Annotated in this window: 19 protein-coding genes; 14 read left to right on the top strand and 5 right to left on the bottom strand. The window is 32.8% G+C overall.

Annotated features, from left to right (window positions below):
• Positions 1–210 precede the first annotated feature (210 nt).
• On the bottom strand, positions 211–843 hold the full coding sequence (locus B7R65_RS16550; protein ID WP_088043945.1) for a YktB family protein: 633 nt from the start codon (positions 841–843) through the stop codon (positions 211–213).
• A gap of 196 nt (positions 844–1,039) precedes the next feature.
• Here B7R65_RS16550 and B7R65_RS16545 point away from each other — a divergent pair, with 196 nt between their 5' ends.
• Positions 1,040–1,228, top strand: coding sequence for a hypothetical protein (locus B7R65_RS16545; protein WP_088043944.1), 189 nt, complete (start codon positions 1,040–1,042; stop codon positions 1,226–1,228).
• A gap of 212 nt (positions 1,229–1,440) precedes the next feature.
• Positions 1,441–2,244, top strand: coding sequence for an inositol monophosphatase family protein (locus B7R65_RS16540; protein ID WP_088043943.1), 804 nt, complete (start codon positions 1,441–1,443; stop codon positions 2,242–2,244).
• Between the two features lie 16 nt (positions 2,245–2,260).
• On the opposite strand, the gene B7R65_RS16535 is transcribed toward B7R65_RS16540, so the two are convergent.
• Positions 2,261–2,446, bottom strand: coding sequence for a DUF5325 family protein (locus B7R65_RS16535; RefSeq protein ID WP_088043942.1), 186 nt, complete (start codon positions 2,444–2,446; stop codon positions 2,261–2,263).
• A 199-nt stretch (positions 2,447–2,645) separates the two neighbouring features.
• Here B7R65_RS16535 and typA point away from each other — a divergent pair, with 199 nt between their 5' ends.
• The 3 genes from typA to B7R65_RS16520 all read left to right on the top strand — a co-directional run bounded on the left by typA (position 2,646) and on the right by B7R65_RS16520 (position 5,187).
• Entirely contained in the window at positions 2,646–4,484 is a 1,839-nt protein-coding gene (gene typA, locus B7R65_RS16530; protein ID WP_088043941.1) for a translational GTPase TypA, read from the top strand.
• A gap of 86 nt (positions 4,485–4,570) precedes the next feature.
• Positions 4,571–4,885, top strand: a complete 315-nt coding sequence (locus B7R65_RS16525) for a YlaH-like family protein (RefSeq protein WP_256941370.1) — start codon at positions 4,571–4,573, stop codon at positions 4,883–4,885.
• Positions 4,886–4,914: 29 nt separating this feature from the next.
• Complete coding sequence (locus tag B7R65_RS16520) at positions 4,915–5,187, top strand: hypothetical protein (protein WP_088043940.1); 273 nt, start codon at positions 4,915–4,917, stop codon at positions 5,185–5,187.
• Between the two features lie 141 nt (positions 5,188–5,328).
• On the opposite strand, the gene B7R65_RS16515 is transcribed toward B7R65_RS16520, so the two are convergent.
• On the bottom strand, positions 5,329–5,529 hold the full coding sequence (locus tag B7R65_RS16515) for a YlaI family protein (protein ID WP_088043939.1): 201 nt from the start codon (positions 5,527–5,529) through the stop codon (positions 5,329–5,331).
• A 154-nt stretch (positions 5,530–5,683) separates the two neighbouring features.
• Here B7R65_RS16515 and B7R65_RS16510 point away from each other — a divergent pair, with 154 nt between their 5' ends.
• Both B7R65_RS16510 and B7R65_RS16505 read left to right on the top strand, forming a co-directional pair.
• Positions 5,684–6,145, top strand: a complete 462-nt coding sequence (locus tag B7R65_RS16510; RefSeq protein WP_088043938.1) for a pyridoxamine 5'-phosphate oxidase family protein — start codon at positions 5,684–5,686, stop codon at positions 6,143–6,145.
• A 153-nt stretch (positions 6,146–6,298) separates the two neighbouring features.
• Positions 6,299–7,627, top strand: coding sequence for a PhoH family protein (locus B7R65_RS16505; RefSeq protein WP_088043937.1), 1,329 nt, complete (start codon positions 6,299–6,301; stop codon positions 7,625–7,627).
• A 42-nt stretch (positions 7,628–7,669) separates the two neighbouring features.
• Here the strand turns inward: B7R65_RS16505 and B7R65_RS16500 are convergent, their stop codons facing one another.
• Positions 7,670–8,158, bottom strand: a complete 489-nt coding sequence (locus tag B7R65_RS16500; protein ID WP_088043936.1) for a hypothetical protein — start codon at positions 8,156–8,158, stop codon at positions 7,670–7,672.
• 494 nt (positions 8,159–8,652) lie between these two features.
• Here B7R65_RS16500 and B7R65_RS16495 point away from each other — a divergent pair, with 494 nt between their 5' ends.
• The 3 genes from B7R65_RS16495 (at position 8,653) to pyc (ending at position 13,889) form a co-directional block, all read left to right on the top strand.
• A complete protein-coding gene (locus tag B7R65_RS16495; RefSeq protein WP_088043935.1) occupies positions 8,653–8,943 on the top strand; it encodes an Fpa/YlaN family protein in 291 nt (96 codons plus the stop codon).
• A gap of 277 nt (positions 8,944–9,220) precedes the next feature.
• The gene (locus tag B7R65_RS16490; RefSeq protein ID WP_088043934.1) at positions 9,221–10,363 is read left to right on the top strand and encodes an FtsW/RodA/SpoVE family cell cycle protein; all 1,143 of its coding nucleotides are present in this window, start codon (positions 9,221–9,223) and stop codon (positions 10,361–10,363) included.
• Positions 10,364–10,439: 76 nt separating this feature from the next.
• Positions 10,440–13,889 (top strand): pyruvate carboxylase, encoded by a 3,450-nt coding sequence (gene pyc / locus B7R65_RS16485; RefSeq protein WP_088043933.1) that lies wholly within the window; start codon positions 10,440–10,442, stop codon positions 13,887–13,889.
• Positions 13,890–13,938: 49 nt separating this feature from the next.
• On the opposite strand, the gene B7R65_RS16480 is transcribed toward pyc, so the two are convergent.
• Positions 13,939–14,874 carry a COX15/CtaA family protein gene (locus B7R65_RS16480; RefSeq protein ID WP_088043932.1) on the bottom strand — a complete coding sequence of 312 codons (936 nt, stop codon included), beginning with the start codon at positions 14,872–14,874 and terminating at the stop codon, positions 13,939–13,941.
• Between the two features lie 438 nt (positions 14,875–15,312).
• Between B7R65_RS16480 and cyoE the strand changes: the two genes are divergently transcribed.
• The 4 genes from cyoE (at position 15,313) to B7R65_RS16460 (ending at position 19,841) form a co-directional block, all read left to right on the top strand.
• On the top strand, positions 15,313–16,194 hold the full coding sequence (cyoE, locus tag B7R65_RS16475; RefSeq protein WP_088044073.1) for a heme o synthase: 882 nt from the start codon (positions 15,313–15,315) through the stop codon (positions 16,192–16,194).
• Positions 16,195–16,288: 94 nt separating this feature from the next.
• Complete coding sequence (gene coxB, locus B7R65_RS16470; protein WP_088043931.1) at positions 16,289–17,329, top strand: cytochrome c oxidase subunit II; 1,041 nt, start codon at positions 16,289–16,291, stop codon at positions 17,327–17,329.
• Between the two features lie 32 nt (positions 17,330–17,361).
• On the top strand, positions 17,362–19,218 hold the full coding sequence (gene ctaD / locus B7R65_RS16465) for a cytochrome c oxidase subunit I (RefSeq protein ID WP_088043930.1): 1,857 nt from the start codon (positions 17,362–17,364) through the stop codon (positions 19,216–19,218).
• Positions 19,218–19,841, top strand: coding sequence for a cytochrome (ubi)quinol oxidase subunit III (locus B7R65_RS16460; protein WP_088043929.1), 624 nt, complete (start codon positions 19,218–19,220; stop codon positions 19,839–19,841). Before ctaD ends, B7R65_RS16460 begins: the two co-directional genes overlap by 1 nt.
• The last annotated feature ends 5 nt before the right edge of the window (positions 19,842–19,846 follow it).

Below are 19,846 nucleotides of genomic sequence, written 5' to 3'. Positions count from 1 at the left end.
CAATTGATATTCCATTAGGAAATCAATTGCTTTTTTTACCGACTTTTTTTATGTTTTGGGCCGAATGAAAGTGGGTCATGCTTACGTCCCGACAGAAAGGAGTCGTTTTAGCATGCCTTATTTTGTGGGCGAACTGTCGAAAAATGTGTAAAGATTGGGCATAGACTTTTGATTTTTACATATGTATAATTAAACAACACTTATAAAAATTTATTCACTTATACTGATTTTGTATAAAGGAAGTAAAGTGTTATAAGTATCTTTTATTCGATTGATTAGTTCATCTTTTGAAAGTGTAATTGCCTCATCTTTTGGAATAGTGATTCCACATAGATATTCTGCTTTTTTGATATCGTAAAATCTTTGAATACCTTGATTAAATTCTTCTTTTTTCATTTTACTTTTTAGTAAAACATCAGGTTTCATGTGATCGTATGAAATAGCGTAGTTTTTAGGAATTATTTTGTAAAGTTTATTTTTGCTCTTATCAAAATTTTTAGCAATTGATTGTTTGTTTGCACTCTCATAGATATTTGCAAACCAAACAAAAAGATGAGTACCCCAAAGTCCGAATTGGAAATGTGGAAGCATTTTATACCCTCGATTATTTGTAGCAAATGCAATCCAAGTATCTTTTGGAGCATTGACAGTACGTCGAGCATGTTTGGCAATATGGCCATAAAAAAATTCGTCTGTTGAGTTATTTAAGAATGGTAAGATTTCTTGCTCAATTTCCTTAAATTTTGGTTGAATGTTTGTTTGGATTAAATTCATTCTATTTTCAAGCGTTGCATCTGTTGTAAAGATTTCAAAATCACTTTCTGTAAAAAAACGTTGAATCATTTTGGACCCCCTAGAAAAAATTCTCTAATTATTATACCATGTTTGTCCAAAAACAAATGGGTAGAATGTTTCTCTATAAAATAGTTACATTATAAGCTCAAATAACATATATTAGTAGCAAAATAAAAATCTGAAAATTTAGTTAATTAAACTGAACACAGTATGTTTTGCAAACTTATACTATGGAGGGATATTAATGAGACAAGTGATTAATGCTTTAAAAAGAACTGATGCTGAAAAAAGAATTCCGGTACTTAGATTAGAATTAGACTATGAACTTGCAACTTTATTTGATGCAATGACAGTTAATGATAGCGAAGCAATGATTGAATGTAAAAAGAAATTAGAAGTATTAAGATTAGAATTAATTCGTTTAGAAGCCTAGCGAGTTTTATTTACCGAACCTTTAAGTAGGTTCGTTTTTCTGTGCACACTTTTCTCCGCCCAATGATTTAATGTATGCCCACCTCCAAAAAAAAGTTCCTCAAAATTAGAATTAAAAATCATTTCATTAGATTTTTTTAGGATATAATTGGTAAACTGATATACAGGAGAACAATTCAACTAGTTTACGATGTAGATATTGGAGTGTTTAAAATGAATGAAGATTGGATTGAAATTGAACGATTTGCAAGAAAACTACTGTTTGAAGCAGCTGGAAATATAAAAACCTCTCTCTACGACTCCATTACAATTAATACGAAATCAAATGAAAATGATTTAGTTACTAATAAAGATGAAGAAATAGAAAAATTTTTTTATAAGGAAATAAAATCAAAATATCCTGACCATTTTTTACTAGGTGAAGAAGGAAAAGGCGATGAATTAAATAAAGTAAATGGAATTGTTTGGATACTTGATCCTATTGATGGAACTATGAATTTTGTTCACCAAAAACGAAATTTTGCAATTTCATTAGGTATTTATGAAAATGGTATTGGAAAAATGGGCTTTATTTTTGATGTAATACATAATGAACTTTATTTTGCCAAAAAAGGTGAAGGTGCCTTTCTTAATGATAAAAAAATTGAGCCATTAAAGGAAGTTGTTTTGGAAGAAGCGATTATAGCTGTTAATGCGATCTGGTTGACTAAAAATCGATATTTAAATCATGAGAAACTTGCGAGTCTTGTAAGAAAAATAAGGGGTAGTAGGTCTTACGGTTCGGCAGCCATTGAAATGGTTTATGTAGCAACTGGGAGAATCGACGCATATATTACACCAAGACTTTCTCCGTGGGATTTTGCAGCAGGAAAAATAATTGTTGAAGAACTTGGTGGCTTATGTACGACACTTACAAATGAAGAACTTTCGATTTTAAATAAAAGTTCAGTGTTAGTAAGTAATTCTTCAATCCAAAAAGAATTATTAACCAATTATATTGAATTTTTTCCGAAATAAAAAGAGAAGGTAAGTATTATAGCTTACCTTCTCTTTTTAATTTTGCACGCGTTATGAAACCATAACCTACTGTTAGGATTGATAAAATAAGTGAGATGGATGCACCAATAACACTTTTTTCAGCTAAAGTAACCCCTACAAGAATAAGAAAAATGACAGATAAAATGGCAATAACTAATAGACGATATTTTGCGCTTGACATTGTGAAACCCCCTGTTCCAGATTCTATTTTACAGAATGTTGAATACGTTGTAAATTTGAAAAAGCTTTCTTTACCAAATATTTATATAAATTTTATAGTAGATAAAAAATAATTTATTGAGATATTACTCAATGCATGTGCTATAATGTTTTAGTTAATAATGAAAACAGATGTGTAAACATTTTAGGAGTGAATATACTTGAAAAAAAGAGAAGATTTACGCAATATAGCGATTATTGCGCACGTTGACCATGGTAAAACAACATTAGTTGATGAACTATTAAAACAATCTGGTACATTCCGTTCAAACGAAAGTGTTAATGAACGAGCAATGGACTCAAATGATATAGAACGTGAACGTGGTATTACTATTTTAGCTAAAAACACTGCAATTCAATACGAAGGAAAACGTATTAACATCATGGATACACCTGGTCACGCTGACTTTGGTGGAGAAGTAGAACGTATCATGAAAATGGTAGACGGAGTTTTATTAGTAGTTGATGCATATGAAGGATGTATGCCTCAAACTCGTTTCGTTCTTAAAAAAGCTTTAGAACAACATTTAACACCAATCGTTGTTGTAAACAAAATTGACCGTGATTTTGCTCGTCCAGAAGAAGTAGTAGACGAAGTAATTGATTTATTTATTGAATTAGGAGCTAATGAAGATCAACTTGAATTCCCAGTAGTATTTGCTTCAGCAATTAACGGAACTTCAAGTTTAGAACCTGATCCTGCAAAACAAGAAAACAATATGAATGCATTATTCGACACAATTATTGAGCATATCCCTGCACCAATCGATAATAGTGATGAACCATTACAATTCCAAGTAACATTGTTAGATTACAATGATTATGTAGGACGTATTGGTATTGGACGTATTTTCCGCGGAACAATGAAAGTTGGTCAATCTGTTGCTTTAATGAAACTTGATGGATCAGTTAAACAATTCCGTATCACAAAAATGTTCGGTTTTATCGGATTAAAACGTATTGAAATTGAAGAAGCTCATGCTGGTGACCTAGTAGCAGTATCTGGAATGGAAGATATCAATGTTGGTGAAACAGTTTGTCCTGCTGAATACCAAGATGCACTTCCAATTTTACGTATTGATGAGCCAACTCTTCAAATGACATTCTTAGTAAATAACTCACCATTCGCTGGTCGTGAAGGTAAATTTGTTACTTCACGTAAAATTGAAGAAAGATTATTACAAGAACTTCAAACAGATGTTAGTTTACGTGTAGAAAACACTGACTCTCCTGATGTTTGGATCGTAAGTGGTCGTGGAGAACTTCACTTATCAATCTTAATTGAAAACATGCGTCGTGAAGGATATGAACTACAAGTTTCTAAACCTGAAGTTATTATTCGTGATATTGATGGTGTAAAATGTGAACCTGTTGAGCATGTTCAAATCGATGTTCCTGAAGAGTATACTGGTTCTATCATGGAATCAATGGGAGCTCGTAAAGGTGAAATGAAAGACATGGTAAATAATGGTAGTGGTCAAGTTCGTTTAACATTTATGGTGCCTGCTCGTGGCCTAATTGGTTATACAACTGAGTTTTTAACATTAACTCGTGGTTATGGAATTATTAATCATACATTCGACAGTTATCAACCAGCAATCCAAGGTCAAGTTGGTGGACGTCGTCAAGGCGTATTAGTATCTATGGAAACTGGTAAAGCTTCAACTTACGGTATTATGGGATTAGAAGACCGTGGTGTGATTTTCCTTGAAGTTGGAACAGAAGTATATGATGGTATGATCGTTGGCGAACACAATCGTGAAAATGATCTTTCAGTAAACGTTGTTAAAGTTAAACAAGCAACTAACATTCGTTCAGCTAATAAAGACCAAACTACAACAATGAAAAAACCACGTTTAATGACTCTTGAAGAATCATTAGAATACTTAAATGATGATGAATATTGTGAAGTTACACCTTCATCAATTCGTTTACGTAAAAAAATTCTTGATAAAAATGAGCGTGAGCGTGTAGCGAAAAAGAAAAAATTCGCTGAATAAGAATAATTAAATTTTAAAATAATTATGATATAATAAAAACCGACTAGAAATTAGTCGGTTTTATTATTTTATAGGGGGATATCAAATTGCAAACTCCACAAGGGTTAGGATTTGTCATAACACAATTAATTAATCTAACGAACGATACGAAACTTTCAATGTGGATATTATATGGTATGATCGTTGTTCTTAGTATCGTTGTATATCATTTAGGATTTGCTAAGAAATTAAGTATACTTAAAATGTTAATTACTTATATTTTATTAATGTTCGGTTGTAGTTTTCTAACATTTTTAGCACTTAGAATTCCGATTGTAGAAGCATTACTAGCTAGTGTATTTGTATTAGGAATATATAAAATTCGATTACATCAATCCAAAAAGAGTAAAGCGACTACATAAGTTTAATTGATTTAGAAAGTGGGAATATGATGAATTCTGTTCAGGATGCTTTATATAACTGGTTAACAATTAAAGTAATATATGATGCGAGACCATCTGATGAAGCCGCAAAAGAGACTTATGAGATGTTTGATTCGATTTTAAAGGAAGATCATAAAGTTTCAGATGTACAAATTGAAGTGATTGATGATTATTATTTAATTACCTTTACTCAAGGGGAGAAAGAACGAACAACTCGTTTTCCAATTGAAATGATCGATTGTTTTTTAGATCAAGTAAAAGTAAATCCAGAGAAATATTAAAAGCCTAGATATTGAAATCTAGGCTTTTTTTTTTGAATAGGCTCCGTTATAAATGAATGTTGATTTCTTTTTAAAACAAAAAATATACATTATTACAACCATTGAAAAAAATATAAAAAATGGATTGTAATTAGTTTGTTTTTACCATTCATCATTGTCTTTCATTGGTTTTAAAAAACGGAATTTACCAGTAGCGATTCTTTGTTCAGTTTTTACAGCAATTCGATCGTAACATTCAGAACAAGTATATGTATGGATAGGACGATTTCTTAATTTTTTTGCGATTGGTGATTCATCACTGATGGATTCTGTTTTATCACAAATCATACATTTAACTCTCATGTAAAGTTTCTCTCCTTATATCTATAACTTAAGTTAACATAATTATAGCACGGTTCAGAATATATTTTTAGAAATCAATTTAATTAGCAGGAAGTTTTCAGGTAAACTTTGAATTATATTAGTATACTCTTTAATTAAAGGAGATGAAACCTTGATGGCAAATAGTATTGAAAAAACATTGTCGCCTGTTTTATTTGAAGACTGCAACAGAGAAAAAATTGTATTTTTAAGTACTGTGAACAACGAAAAAAATACACCGGTAACAAATGCAATTTCTTGGTTGATCGCGTTAGATGATAAAACAATTCGTTTTGCAGTAGATCAACGTTCATTTATTGTTTCAAATATTGAAGCAGTTCAAGGAGTTTCATTAAGCTTATTTTCAAATGAAACAGTGTACAGTATTTTAGGAGATGCAAAAGTTTTAACAAAGCAATTGCCTTCAATTCCATTAAAGTTAGCTTGTATTGAAGTAGAGATAAAAGAAGTTAAAAATATATTATTTTATGGCTCAAAAATAGTGACAGAGCCAGCATACGCAAAAACATATGATGAAAGAGCTGCAAAGAAATTAGATCTGGCAGTACTAAACGGATTGAAAACCTATGAGGCTTGATGGTAATTAAAACGTATTCTAAAGTATAGAGAATTTCATATAATATATAAACGGTTCGTCCATTCTTTGACTAGTAACCATGTTTTTAAAACATGTATTTAGAATTAAATAAAATTATTTTATTCTTAGTTATTTGAGTCAGGAGGTTAAGGATTGAGTAAAATATATGTTCTCGACACCAATGTACTATTGCAAGACCCACTAGCGATCTTTTCGTTTGAAGACAACGATGTCGTTGTACCAGCAGTTGTATTAGAAGAGGTAGATTCAAAGAAGAGATATATGGATGAGGTTGGTCGCAATGCTAGATATGTTTCCAAATTAATCGATAGCTTTCGAGAACTAGGAAAATTACATGAAAGTATTCCTCTTGAAAATGGTGGTACGTTTAGAATTGAATTAAATCATCGATCATTTCAACAGCTTCAAGAAATATTTGTTGAAAAAACAAATGATAATCGAATTTTAGCAGTTGCTAAAAACTTATCACTTGAAGAAGAGGCAAAGGTAAGTGGAAAAACCGTCATTTTAGTTAGTAAAGATACGTTAGTTCGAGTAAAAGCTGATGCCTTAAATTTACTAGCTGAAGATTATTTAAGTGATAGAGTAGTTGAAGTAGATCATATTTACACTGGTTATTTAGAGTACTACATAAATACAGATTTATTAAATAAATTTTATGAAAAAGCAGAGTTGCCAGTTTCAGATATTGCAAATCATCCGTTTTATTCAAATCAATTTATTGTTTTGAAAGATGCCTTAGGTGGTTCAAGTTCAGCTTTAGGAATCGTAGATAAAACTGGAACGAAGATCAAAAAGTTTGTTTTTTCAAATGAACATATATGGGGAATTCGACCAAGAAATGCTCAACAATCGATGGCATTAGAATTATTATTAAGAGATGATATTCCACTTGTTACATTAATTGGTAAAGCTGGTACAGGAAAAACATTATTAGCTTTAGCAGCTGGACTTATGCAAACAGAGGACCTTCAAAATTATAAAAAGTTATTAGTTGCAAGACCAATCGTACCTGTTGGGAAAGATTTAGGTTATCTACCAGGTGAGAAAGATGAAAAACTACGACCATGGATGCAACCGATTTATGATAATCTAGAATATTTATTTAATACTAAAAAACCAGGAGAACTTGATGCCATTTTAGCTGGGATGGGCTCAATAGAAGTGGAGGCCTTAACTTATATTAGAGGTAGAAGTATACCTGAGCAATTTATTATTATTGACGAAGCTCAAAATCTGACGCGACATGAAGTCAAGACGATTTTAACTCGAGTTGGAGATCGGAGTAAAATTGTGTTAATGGGTGATCCAGAACAAATTGATCATCCATATTTAGATGAATATAACAATGGGTTAACATATGTTGTTGAGAAATTTAAGGACCAAAAAATTAGTGGTCATGTAAAGTTAATTAAAGGGGAACGCTCATCAATAGCACAACTTGCTGCAGACCTACTTTAAAAAAACATCCTACCGAGTAAAACAGGTAGGATGTTCTTTTGTTTAGAAAATTATCTTGCGAATTGACGTAATCGGTGTATCTTTGTTTGAACCGTCGTTAAAGTAAAGATGTACGGGTCCACCTTCAGTAATCATTTTGCCTTTATTTGAAAATGCTAAAAAACTTTCAAAAACAGTTTCAAAAGGTAAAACAATCGTTGAATTTTCTGTTTCAATTGTAACATTTTGATTTCGGTTTCTAGGTTTGCTATTTTCTATGAAATAAGAAAATGGCATCGCATATGACTCTTTTAACCATTGTTTTTTCTGAGCTGCAAAAGGTTGACTATTGTCTACCTTTGAACCTTCAGTAATTTCTCGATCCCAATGCTTTGATACCGCTTTTGTATACTTTTCATTTGCATCTTCTTTCACTTTGTCGTCATTAAATAAGTTCTCTAACTCAATTTTTCGTTCATCAAATATCCAAACACTTGGATCGATTGTTAGGGGAAAATCTACTTCGCCTGAAATTAAAAAAACATCACTCATTGTATAACTCCTTCGAATACAAAATATATCTATAGTGTACGACTATTAACAATCGTAAGGCAATTTATTAGTCAAAATATTGATAAATAATCATAAAAATGACTCTTTTCAAATTGAGCATTGTTTTTGAAGGGGTATATTTTAAGCAAACCGTAGATTAAGAATATGTTTAATCTGAGAGGTGAGACTCCTTTGGTTTTATAAGGAAGGTGAGAACTTAGTTAGTAGGAACTAATGCAACGAGGTAGCTCAACGCCAGCTCAAAGGGAAGCGAGCATCATAGAATGGAAATCAGTTGTATTTTAAAAATAGATAGAAGTAAAAGAATCAAAACGTGAAAATGTACTATACTTAATTTGTTGAAACAAGTGATTTAGATTGAGCATGTAATTGTTTTTTTACATATTTGGAAATATATAGCTTAAGTGTTGATTTTTATTAAAAAGAACTATAATATTAAATAGTATAGCGTGTACGGAAGCGGAGGGAGAAAATTGAGGTCTGATGCTGTAACAGATTATAAAGAAAAAGCATTTGAATTACTAAAAAAAGATGCTGAAAAGATACTAAAATTAATAAATGTACAACTTGATCATTTAACAATGCCACAATGCCCTCTATATGAAGAGGTTTTAGATACTCAAATGTTCGGTCTTTCTAGAGAAATTGATTTTGCTTCTCGACTTGGTTTAATTGAAGTTGAGCAAGGTAAAGACCTTCTTTCAGAACTTGAACGTCAATTATCTGCTTTGCATGAAGCATACACAAACAAAAAAAATAGATAGTTTCAATTTTCATGAGCTCAAACATTAAGTTGTTTGAGCTTTTTTAATATTTTTTAGGACCTTTTCTGGCAATGTGAAAATAATAAGAGCAGCTTAGAGTGGGAATTATGGAATCTAAATGTTTATTAACAACAAAGTTTTCGAAAACAATCATTTTTTAAAATACAAAAGGAATTAATCTATTAATCTATGTTACAATATGATTATTTAAAAAGGGAATTTTACAAAATCGTTGAATACATAATGTATAAAGAATCAAAGCAGGGATGATTTAATAATGTTAAAAAAATATTTGAAGAATATGGATTATATGATTATAGTTCCACTACTAATTTTATGTTTATTTGGATTGATTATGGTATATAGTGCAAGCTCGGCATTACCAACAATTCGTTATCAAAGCATGCACTGGCCTAGTGATTATTTTTTTCGAAAACAATTATTGTCATTTGAAGTTGGTATGGTAGCTTTTATATTTTTAATGTTAATGCCAGCAACTATTTTTCGGAAAAGAATTATTTTATTTTTAAATTTAATCATTAGTGTTTTGTTACTTATAGCAGTATTGCTATTTGGTCAAGTAGTTAATAACGCAAAAAGTTGGGTTTTTGGAATTCAACCTGCCGAGTTAATTAAATTAAGTTCAATTATGCTGTTAGCAGGTTGGTACTCAAAGAGACAAAAGGGAATTACAAAAAACTGGAAAATGCTTTTTGCCCCTTGGATTGTAATCTTTTTGTTTGTCGTTTTACTTAGGATGCAGCCTGATACAGGAACAGCGATTCTAATCATACTTGCATGTGCGACCGTCTCGTTTTGTAGCGGATTTATCGTGAAAAGATTGATTGTATTATTTACAGGTGGAGTACTGGTACTCTATCCGCTTGTTAGTTTTTGCGTAAGTTTTGGTGTTGGATTAACAGATGTACAAGTAAATCGGTTTTTAGCTTTCCGTAATCCATTTGACTATGCTCAAGGGATTGGATTTCAAATAGTAAATTCAATGATTGCATTTGCTAATGGTGGTCTAACGGGAGTAGGGTTAGGTAAAAGTATACAGAAATTAGGGTACTTACCTGAACCTCACACAGACTTTATCTTGGCTATAATTGGCGAAGAAACAGGTTTAATTGGGGTAGTTATTGTCATTACTTGTTTATTTTTAATTGTATGGCGTGGTTTGCTTATTGCTCATAAATCGAATGATTCATTCGATACGTTATTAGCAACAGGTATTTGTGCGATGATCGCAATTCAAACATTTATTAATATTGGCGGGGTAACTTCCCTTATCCCACTTACAGGTGTTCCTTTACCTTATGTTAGTTATGGAGGAACATCCATGATTGTTATGCTTTCGATGGCAGGTATTTTAATGAATATATCAATACGAAATAAAATTTCAAAAGAAACTTTGTAACAATTTATATTGGTCTTAGTAAACTTTATTGTTTATTTATTGATAATTATCTTTCATGAATACGGGAGGCTTTATAATGACTTTTACGAAACAAATTAAAAAGGTTTTAGTTGCTAATCGTGGCGAAATAGCCATTCGAGTTTTTAGAGCATGTACTGAATTAGGAATTAGAACAGTTGGTATTTATTCAAAAGAGGATGAAGGTTCGTACCACCGTTATAAGGCTGATGAAGCATATATAGTTGGAAAAGGAAAAAAACCAATTGATGCTTATCTTGATATTGAAGGAATTATTGAAATTGCTAAGAAAAATAGTGTAGATGCAATCCATCCAGGGTATGGATTCCTATCTGAAAACATAAAGTTTGCACAAAGATGTGAAGAAGAAGGAATCATCTTTATTGGTCCTCATTCAAAACATCTTGATATGTTTGGAGATAAAATTAAGGCAAAACAACAAGCTCTCCATGCAAATTTACCAATCATACCTGGAAGCGATGGCCCGGTAGAAAGCTTACAAGACGTTGTTACGTTTGGCGAATCATTTGGCTATCCAATAATTATTAAAGCTGCCCTAGGTGGTGGTGGACGTGGTATGAGAATCGTGCGTACCCAGTCTGGTTTGAAGGAAGCATATGAACGTGCGAAATCAGAAGCAAAAGCCGCTTTTGGTAGTGATGAAGTATATGTGGAAAAATATATTGAAAATCCGAAACATATTGAAGTTCAAATTTTAGGAGATAATCAAGGCAATATCGTTCATTTATTTGAAAGAGATTGTTCAATTCAACGAAGACACCAAAAATTAGTTGAAGTAGCACCTTGTACATCAATTACAGAAGACTTAAGACAAAGAATTTGTGATGCTGCTGTTCAGCTAATGAAGGATGTTGAATACGTAAATGCAGGTACAGTTGAATTTTTAGTTTCTGGGAATGACTTCTATTTTATTGAGGTGAATCCACGTGTTCAAGTTGAACATACAATCACAGAAATGATAACTGGAATTGACATCGTGCAAACACAAATCTTAATTGCACAAGGTAATAGCTTACATAGTGATAAAGTTGGAATACCAACGCAAGATGATATCCCTAGAATAGGATTTGCCATTCAAGCTCGTGTGACGACGGAAGATCCTTTAAATAACTTTATGCCTGACACAGGGAAAATAATGGCGTACCGTTCAGGCGGAGGATTTGGCGTAAGACTTGATACTGGAAATAGCTTTCAAGGGGCTGTAATCACTCCGTACTATGATTCGCTGCTAGTAAAAGTGACAACTCACGCGCTAACATTTGACGGAGCAATTGCAAAGTTAAACCGAAATTTAAGAGAGTTCCGAATCAGAGGTATTAAAACAAATATTCCATTTTTAGAAAATGTTATGCAGCATCCTGATTTCTTATCTGGTGAATATAATACATCTTTTGTTGATTCATCACCTGAATTATTTGTTTTTGCAAAACGTAGAGACCGTGGAACTAAACTTTTAAATTATGTCGGAAATGTAACTGTAAATGGTTTTCCAGGCATTACTGTGAAGGAAAAACCTTCATTTGAAGAGGTAATTATTCCAAACGTGAGTGATATCCAAGTTGCTGATAAAGGAACGAAACAATTATTAGATAAGCTTGGACCAGATGAATTTTCTAAATGGTTAAAAAATCAGCCAAATGTATTATTTACTGATACAACGTTTAGAGATGCTCATCAGTCGCTACTCGCAACACGAATTCGTTCGAAAGACTTGCAGGCAGTTGCGGAGCAAACGTCAAAATTATTACCAAACTTATTTTCAATGGAAATGTGGGGAGGGGCAACATTCGATGTTGCTTACCGATTCTTAAACGAAGATCCATGGGAAAGATTATTAAATTTAAGAGAACAAGTTCCAAATGTTTTATTCCAAATGTTATTAAGAGGTTCTAATGCAGTTGGATATAAAAATTATCCAGATAATCTTGTTAAAAAATTTATTGAAGCATCTGCACAAGCTGGAATAGATGTATTCCGTATATTTGATAGCTTGAACTGGATAAAAGGTATGGAAGTGGCAATTGATGCTGTTCGTGATAATGGTAAGTTAGCTGAGGCTTCTATTTGTTACACTGGCGATATCTTAGATCCAACTAGAACAAAATATAATTTAGCCTATTATAAAGAGCTTGCTAAGGACTTAGAGTCTGCTGGTGCGCATATTCTTGCAATTAAAGATATGGCAGGCTTATTAAAACCTCAAGCAGCTTATGCATTAATTAGTGAATTAAAAGATACTGTTAATTTGCCTATTCACCTGCATACACATGATACAAGTGGAAACGGCTTGTACACATATGTAAAAGCAATTGAAGCGGGTATAGACGTTGTTGACGTGGCAATTGGAAGTATGTCAGGTTTAACTTCTCAACCAAGCGCAAATAGCTTATATTATGCGCTACAAGGATCGGATTTTGAAACGAATTTAAATATTAAAGGTCTTGAGCAGCTTTCTACTTATTGGGAAGGTGTTCGAAAATATTATAGTAGCTTTGAAAGTGGAATGGTATCACCGCATACAGAGGTATACCAACATGAAATGCCTGGTGGTCAATATTCTAATTTAAAGCAACAAGCGAAAGCAGTAGGCTTAGGTGAACGTTTTGAATCGGTTAAAGATATGTATGGTCGTGTAAATCAATTATTTGGAGATGTTGTAAAAGTAACACCATCATCAAAGGTTGTTGGTGATATGGCATTATTCATGGTTCAAAATAATTTAGACGAAGATGATATTTATGAAAAAGGAGAAGGAATAGATTTTCCTGATTCAGTAGTTGAATTCTTCGAAGGACAATTGGGACAACCTCATGGAGGTTTCCCGAAAAGTTTACAACGAATTATTTTAAAAGGTAAACAGCCGTTAACTGAAAGAGCGGGTGAGACTTTAAAGCCAATTGACTTTAAGGATGTTGAAGAATATTTATATCGTTCATTAAAGCGACAAGTAACAAATTTTGATGTATTAGCATATTGTCTATATCCAAAAGTTTATATGGATTATCAAAAAAATGTCGATAGCTATGGAGACTTATCGGTACTAGATACACCTACATTCTTCCACGGAATGAAGTTAGATGAGGAAATAAAAGTAGATATCGAGCGTGGTAAAACTTTGATTGTCAAACTAGTTTCAATTGGACAAGCACAATTAGATGGGACTAGAGTCATTTATTTCGAATTAAACGGACAACCTCGTGAGATCGTCATAAAAGATTATTCGATTAAATCTACCGTAATCCAAAAAAGAAAAGGTGAACCAAGTAATCCGAATCATATTAATGCAACGATGCCTGGTACGGTGCTAGATGTTTTAATTAAAAAAGGTGATGTAGTTGAGAAGGGGCAAACGTTAGTAATTACAGAGGCAATGAAGATGGAAACGACTGTTCAATCTCCATTTACTGGAGTAGTAAAGGATTTATTTATAACTTCAGGTGAAAGTATAGCTACCGGTGACTTATTAATTGAACTTGTACAAAGATAATAAAAAAGGTATTTCTTCTACAATTTAGTAGGAGAAATACCTTTTTTATTTATGAAACAGTTTTATTTTGTAATAGTTGTGACTTTGATTTTTGACTTCTAGTACAAACTAAACATTGGAAACTAAAGATCGCAAATAAACAAGAAATTAAAATTGCATGCGTAAGCGCAACGTAAATGTTTAAGTTTGTCATGATAATTAATGCACCACAAATGACTTGTAGGCTAACTAAAACTAATGAAATTAACCAGCCTATATAAATTCCACGCTCTTGTTTGTAGTGTTTAAATGCATGTAAAAAAGCAATTAATACCCAAACAAATAGCATGAATGCTGCCAGTCTATGTCCCATTTGAACCCATTCGTGGAATTGAGTTGGGAATCCGTTGTTAACTTTACTACACATTGGCCAGCTCGGACAAACCAGACTAGCTTTTTCGTGTCGAACTAAAGCACCAGTGTACACAACAATATACGAATAGATCCATAGACCATAAGTATGGAATTTCATTTTTTTTCCAACAAAAAATGTATCTTTTTGATAGTTGCGATCACGTTCAAAAATTAATAGTGTTAACATGACAACAGCAGCAAAACAGATAAGTGAAATACCAAAATGGATGGCTCTCACAGCGGGAATCTGTCCCCAAACAACTGCTGCAGCGCCGATTAATGCTTGTGCAACTAGAAATACACAAGAAATGATTGCTAAAAATTTCGTTTCTCTTTTTTGAGGAATAATAATCCATGCAAGCACGGCAAGTAATAATACAGACATCCCAGCAAGACCTGAAGCAGCTCGATGAGATAACTCAATTACCGTTTCAATGGTTAAATTAACAGGAATGATTTGACCTTTACATAATGGCCATGATTTTCCGCAACCTAGTCCAGAATTTGTCTTTGTTACGAGTGCCCCACCCAATAGAACAATTAGAAGTATGAATGAGGTTATTAATGATACCCCTTTTAAAACACGTAGCAAAGTATATACACCCACTTTTATAAAATAATAATTCTTTTTAAAATTTATCTATTAAAAAAATTATTCTGCAAATAATACTACTATATCATATAAGATATCGACACAAAATTCAAAGATTACCTACATGTTTAGACATAATATTTGTTTTTTCTTAACTTTGGATGTATTCATTTTTAAAATATAGAAATAATTAATTTTATAATTAAATAGTATTTAGTATTGAAAAGAGAGTCTGTTTACGTTAAAATTTTTTTGAAACGTACACAATTTGTACATATATTAATCGCAAAAATTTCATTCAGTTTAGTTTAATAGATATAGGCTGTAATTAAATTTTCATTAATGACTATTAGTAAGTCATTAAATTAATGATGTTTTATTGAAAAGAGGAGGATTGACTTGGAACAATTAGCTAATAATGTTTCTAATGACAGTGAGATGGATCATCCTTCTACTTCATTAAGGAAAGATTTGCTTTCTTTGATGAAAATAGGGATCGTAAACTCTAATATACTGACAACGTTTACAGGTATCTGGTTAGCAATCCAATTAAATGGATTAGACATATTAGATTCTTTACCTAAAGCAATACTTACAATAATTGGTTCTTCATTAATTATTGCAGGATCATGTGTAATCAATAACTACATTGATAGAGATATTGATCCATACATGGAAAGAACAAAAAATAGACCAACTGTTACAGGTAATATTAAACCAAGTATTACAATTTCACTTGGAATATTTTTATTGATTCTTGGCTTTATATTCATGGCTTTTACTACTTTAATGGCTGTTGTATATGCATTTATTGGTGCATTTACATATATCGTACTATACACTCTTTGGACGAAACGTAATTACACGTTAAACACAGTAGTAGGTAGTATATCTGGTGCAGCACCCCCATTAATTGGATGGGCGGCAATGGATGCGAATTTGCATTTTATTGCTTGGATGCTGTTTTTAATCATGTTTATATGGCAACCACCACACTTTTTAGCACTTGCGATGAGACGCTCTGAAGAATACAGAAGAGCAGGAATCCCAATGTTACCAGTGGTGTACGGATTTGAAATGACAAAACGTCAAGTGATGATCTGGGTATTATGTTTATTACCATTGCCATTTTACATGCAAGCTCTAGGTTTACCATTTATTATTTTTGCAACAATATTGAATATAGGTTGGGTTATTTTAGGAATATATTGTTATAAACAAAAGGACGATCAAAAGTTCTCTAAATTAATGTTTATTTATTCAATTAACTATTTAACTCTTCTATTCATGTCAATGATTGTGTTTACAATTTCGTTTTAATTAGGGGTATTACGGGGGAAATTTTATTGATTGTTTAATCTTATTTTCAAATAAGAATGAAACACTTTAAATTGAAAGAGGGGGAAGTATACTTATGAAACATTGGCGATTAGTCTCGCTAATTTCCTTGATAGCAGTGATATTGAGTGCATGTGGAAACGCAAATCAATCAACACTTGTTCCTCAAGGTGAAGTAGCACAAATGCAATACGATCTTATGAAGCTTAGTACTATTATCATGGTATTCGTTGTTGCTGTAGTAACAGTTCTTTTCCTTTATGTAGTGGTGAAATTCCGCCATCGCAAAGGTGAAGAAAATGTCATTCCTAAGCAAGTTGAAGGTAATCATACTTTAGAGCTGCTTTGGACAATTATTCCTGTTATTTTACTTATTGTATTAGCAGTACCAACAGTATCTCAAACATTCAAGCTTTCTGATGAAAAACAAATTGCTAAAGATGAGAAGAAAAAGGATGCAATTGTAATCAATGTAAACGCTCATCTATTCTGGTGGGAATTTGAGTATCCGAAACAAAAATTCGTGACTTCTCAAGACATGATTATTCCAGTAGGGAAAAAAGTTATCTTAAACCTAAAAGGTGAAGATATTAAACACTCATTCTGGGTACCATCATTAGCTGGTAAAATCGATACAAACCCTGAAGGCACAAATAGAATGTGGCTTTCAGCAAATAAAGAAGGTACATATAATGGTTTCTGTGCAGAATTTTGTGGCCCTTCGCATTCATTAATGCAATTTAAAGTTAAAGCTGTAAGCCAAGCTGATTATGACAAATGGTTAGTTTCTATGAAGGATCAAAAAGGTCAAGCTGTAACTGCAGATGCTCAAGAGGGCGAAAAAATCTTCAAACAAAGCTGTATTGGTTGTCATGCTGCAGATGCAAATGACACAAGACCACCAGTTGCACGTCTAGCTCCTAACTTAGCTAACTTTGGTGATCGTGATATGGTTGCTGGTATTGCTAAAAATAATGAAGCTAACATAAAAAAATGGTTAACAAATCCAGAAGCTATGAAACCAGGAAATCTTATGACTGGTAAATATGGCGATTTAACTGAAGATGAAATTAATGCGTTAACTGCATATTTAACTAGCTTGAAAATTGCAAAATAATCTATTGGATATGAAGCAAAGGGGGTAATACTGTGAGTTCTGTAGCGAAAAAGAAACCACTAGTGTGGGACTACTTAACGACAGTCGACCATAAGAAAATTGCAATCCTGTATTTAATAGCAGGTGGATTATTTTTCTTAGTTGGTGGAATGGAAGCGTTATTTATTCGTATACAATTAATAAAGCCAGACAACACGTTTTTAGTTGGTGATGCATACAACCAAGTATTAACAATGCATGGTACAACAATGATTTTCTTAGCGGCGATGCCGTTGATCTTTGCATTTTTTAACGCGGTAGTACCTTTACAAATTGGTGCTCGTGACGTAGCATTCCCGTTTTTAAACTCTTTAGGTTTTTGGTTATTTTTCTTCGGGGGAATTTTCTTAAACTTAAGTTGGTTCTTAGGTGGAGCACCTGATGCAGGTTGGACATCATATGCAACCCTTGCGTTGGCAAGTAAATCACATGGTGTAGACTTCTATCTATTAGGTCTACAAATTTCAGGTATTGGTACATTAGCAGGTGGTATTAACTTCCTAGCAACGATAATTAACATGCGTGCTCCTGGTATGACTTACATGCGTATGCCACTATTTACTTGGACAGTGTTTGTAACATCTGCACTTATCTTATTTGCATTCCCAGCTCTTACAATTGGGTTAGCATTACTAATGTTTGACCGCCTATTCGGAACTGCATTCTTTGATGCTTCATTAGGTGGAAATTCGATGATATTTGAACATTTATTCTGGATATTTGGACATCCAGAGGTATATATCCTTATTTTACCAGCGTTTGGTATTTTCTCTGATATCATTCCAGCGTTTTCTAAGAAAAGATTATTCGGGTATTCTTCAATGGTATTCGCTACAGTTTTAATCGGTTTCTTAGGATTCATGGTATGGGCACATCACATGTTTACAGATGGTCTTGGAGCGGTTGCAAATGCCATCTTCGCAGTAGCAACAATGGCGATCGCTGTTCCTACAGGAGTTAAAATCTTTAACTGGTTATTAACAATGTGGGGCGGACAAATTCGTTTTACAACTCCAATGCTTTGGTCAGTTGCATTTATTCCATCTTTCACATTAGGTGGAGTAACAGGTATTATGAATGCAGCAGCACCAGCTGACTATCAGTTCCATGATAGTTATTTCATAGTAGCTCATTTCCACTATGTAATCGTAGGTGGAGTAGTATTTGGTCTTTTTGCAGGTGCACATTACTGGTGGCCAAAAATGTTTGGTAAAATCCTTAATGAAAAATTAGGTAAACTTACATTTACATTATTCTTTATTGGTTTCCATTTAACATTCTTTATTCAACATTTCTTAGGATTAATGGGTATGCCTCGTCGTTACTTTACATATTTACCAGGACAAGGCTTAGAAACAGGAAACTTAATCAGTTCGATTGGTGCTATGTTCATGGGACTAGCAACTATCATATTATTAATTAACGTAATTTACACAGCAGTTAAAGGTGAAAAAGCAGAAGGTGATGCTTGGGGCGTTGGTCGTACACTTGAATGGTCAATTTCATCTCCGGCACCAGAATATAACTTTGCTCAAATTCCATATGTTCGTGGTTTAGATGCATTATGGGTAGAAAAAATGGAAGGTGACGGTAAAATGACACCTGCAGAGCCATTAGGTGATATTCATATGCCAAATTCATCAATTCTACCGTTTGTTATGTCATTTGGATTATTCGTTGCTGCATTTGGGGCATTATATAATGACACGCTTAAAAACCACACAGCAGTAGGTGTATTAATTCTTGGATTAGTGATTACTTTTGGTTCTATGTTCTTACGTTCATGGATTGATGATCATGGTTTCCATATTCACAAGGAAGATTTAGTAGACGAGGGGGTTAAAGCATAATGGAAATGAATCAAAAGTTTACAGCCGAAACGTTTCCTCATAACCCTGAAAAAGCTACTGAAGAAGGCAAAAATAAGTTTTTAGCATTTTGGCTATTTCTTGGTGGAGAAACAGTATTATTCGCTTCATTATTTGGTACGTTCTTAGCTTTAAGAAACTCTACAGCAGGTGGAGCAAGTGCTGCCGAAATGTTCGAACCTAAATTAGTATTCATTGCTACAATGTTGCTTTTAACATCATCACTTACTAGTGTATATGCAATGTACCACATGAAAAATTTCGAACATAAAAAAATGATGATTTGGTTATTTGTAACTGTTTTATTAGGTTTAGGTTTCCTAATACTAGAGATTAACGAATTTAAACATTATATGCACGAATATAAGTTTACAATTAAAAGTAGTGCATTTGGTTCGTCATTCTATACATTAGTTGGAACTCACGGTGCCCACGTTTTTGTAGGTTTACTGTGGATCACGACTTTAATGCTTAGAAATGCAAAAAGAGGTTTAAATTTATACAATGCGCCTAAATTTTATGTAGCTAGTTTATACTGGCACTTCATTGACGTAGTATGGATTTTCATCTTTACAGTAGTATATTTAATGGGAATGGTGGGGTAATAATT

Source organism: Bacillus sp. EAC, from assembly GCF_002156875.1.
Lineage (GTDB): Bacteria > Bacillota > Bacilli > Bacillales > Bacillaceae_G > Gottfriedia.
This window is presented reverse-complemented; position numbering and strand designations above follow the sequence as displayed.

Excerpts from the sequence above, each read along its gene's own strand:
- B7R65_RS16535 (WP_088043942.1), bottom strand. The coding sequence starts at position 2,446 with ATGTCAAGCGCAAAATATCGTCTATTAGTTATTGCCATTTTATCTGTC.
- B7R65_RS16550 (WP_088043945.1), bottom strand. The coding sequence starts at position 843 with ATGATTCAACGTTTTTTTACAGAAAGTGATTTTGAAATCTTTACAACA.
- B7R65_RS16510 (WP_088043938.1), top strand. The coding sequence starts at position 5,684 with ATGGCAAATAGTATTGAAAAAACATTGTCGCCTGTTTTATTTGAAGAC.
- B7R65_RS16500 (WP_088043936.1), bottom strand. The coding sequence starts at position 8,158 with ATGAGTGATGTTTTTTTAATTTCAGGCGAAGTAGATTTTCCCCTAACA.
- B7R65_RS16515 (WP_088043939.1), bottom strand. The coding sequence starts at position 5,529 with ATGAGAGTTAAATGTATGATTTGTGATAAAACAGAATCCATCAGTGAT.
- B7R65_RS16490 (WP_088043934.1), top strand. The coding sequence starts at position 9,221 with ATGTTAAAAAAATATTTGAAGAATATGGATTATATGATTATAGTTCCA.
- pyc (WP_088043933.1), top strand. The coding sequence starts at position 10,440 with ATGACTTTTACGAAACAAATTAAAAAGGTTTTAGTTGCTAATCGTGGC.
- B7R65_RS16545 (WP_088043944.1), top strand. The coding sequence starts at position 1,040 with ATGAGACAAGTGATTAATGCTTTAAAAAGAACTGATGCTGAAAAAAGA.
- B7R65_RS16540 (WP_088043943.1), top strand. The coding sequence starts at position 1,441 with ATGAATGAAGATTGGATTGAAATTGAACGATTTGCAAGAAAACTACTG.
- coxB (WP_088043931.1), top strand. The coding sequence starts at position 16,289 with ATGAAACATTGGCGATTAGTCTCGCTAATTTCCTTGATAGCAGTGATA.
- B7R65_RS16520 (WP_088043940.1), top strand. The coding sequence starts at position 4,915 with ATGAATTCTGTTCAGGATGCTTTATATAACTGGTTAACAATTAAAGTA.
- cyoE (WP_088044073.1), top strand. The coding sequence starts at position 15,313 with ATGGATCATCCTTCTACTTCATTAAGGAAAGATTTGCTTTCTTTGATG.
- B7R65_RS16460 (WP_088043929.1), top strand. The coding sequence starts at position 19,218 with ATGGAAATGAATCAAAAGTTTACAGCCGAAACGTTTCCTCATAACCCT.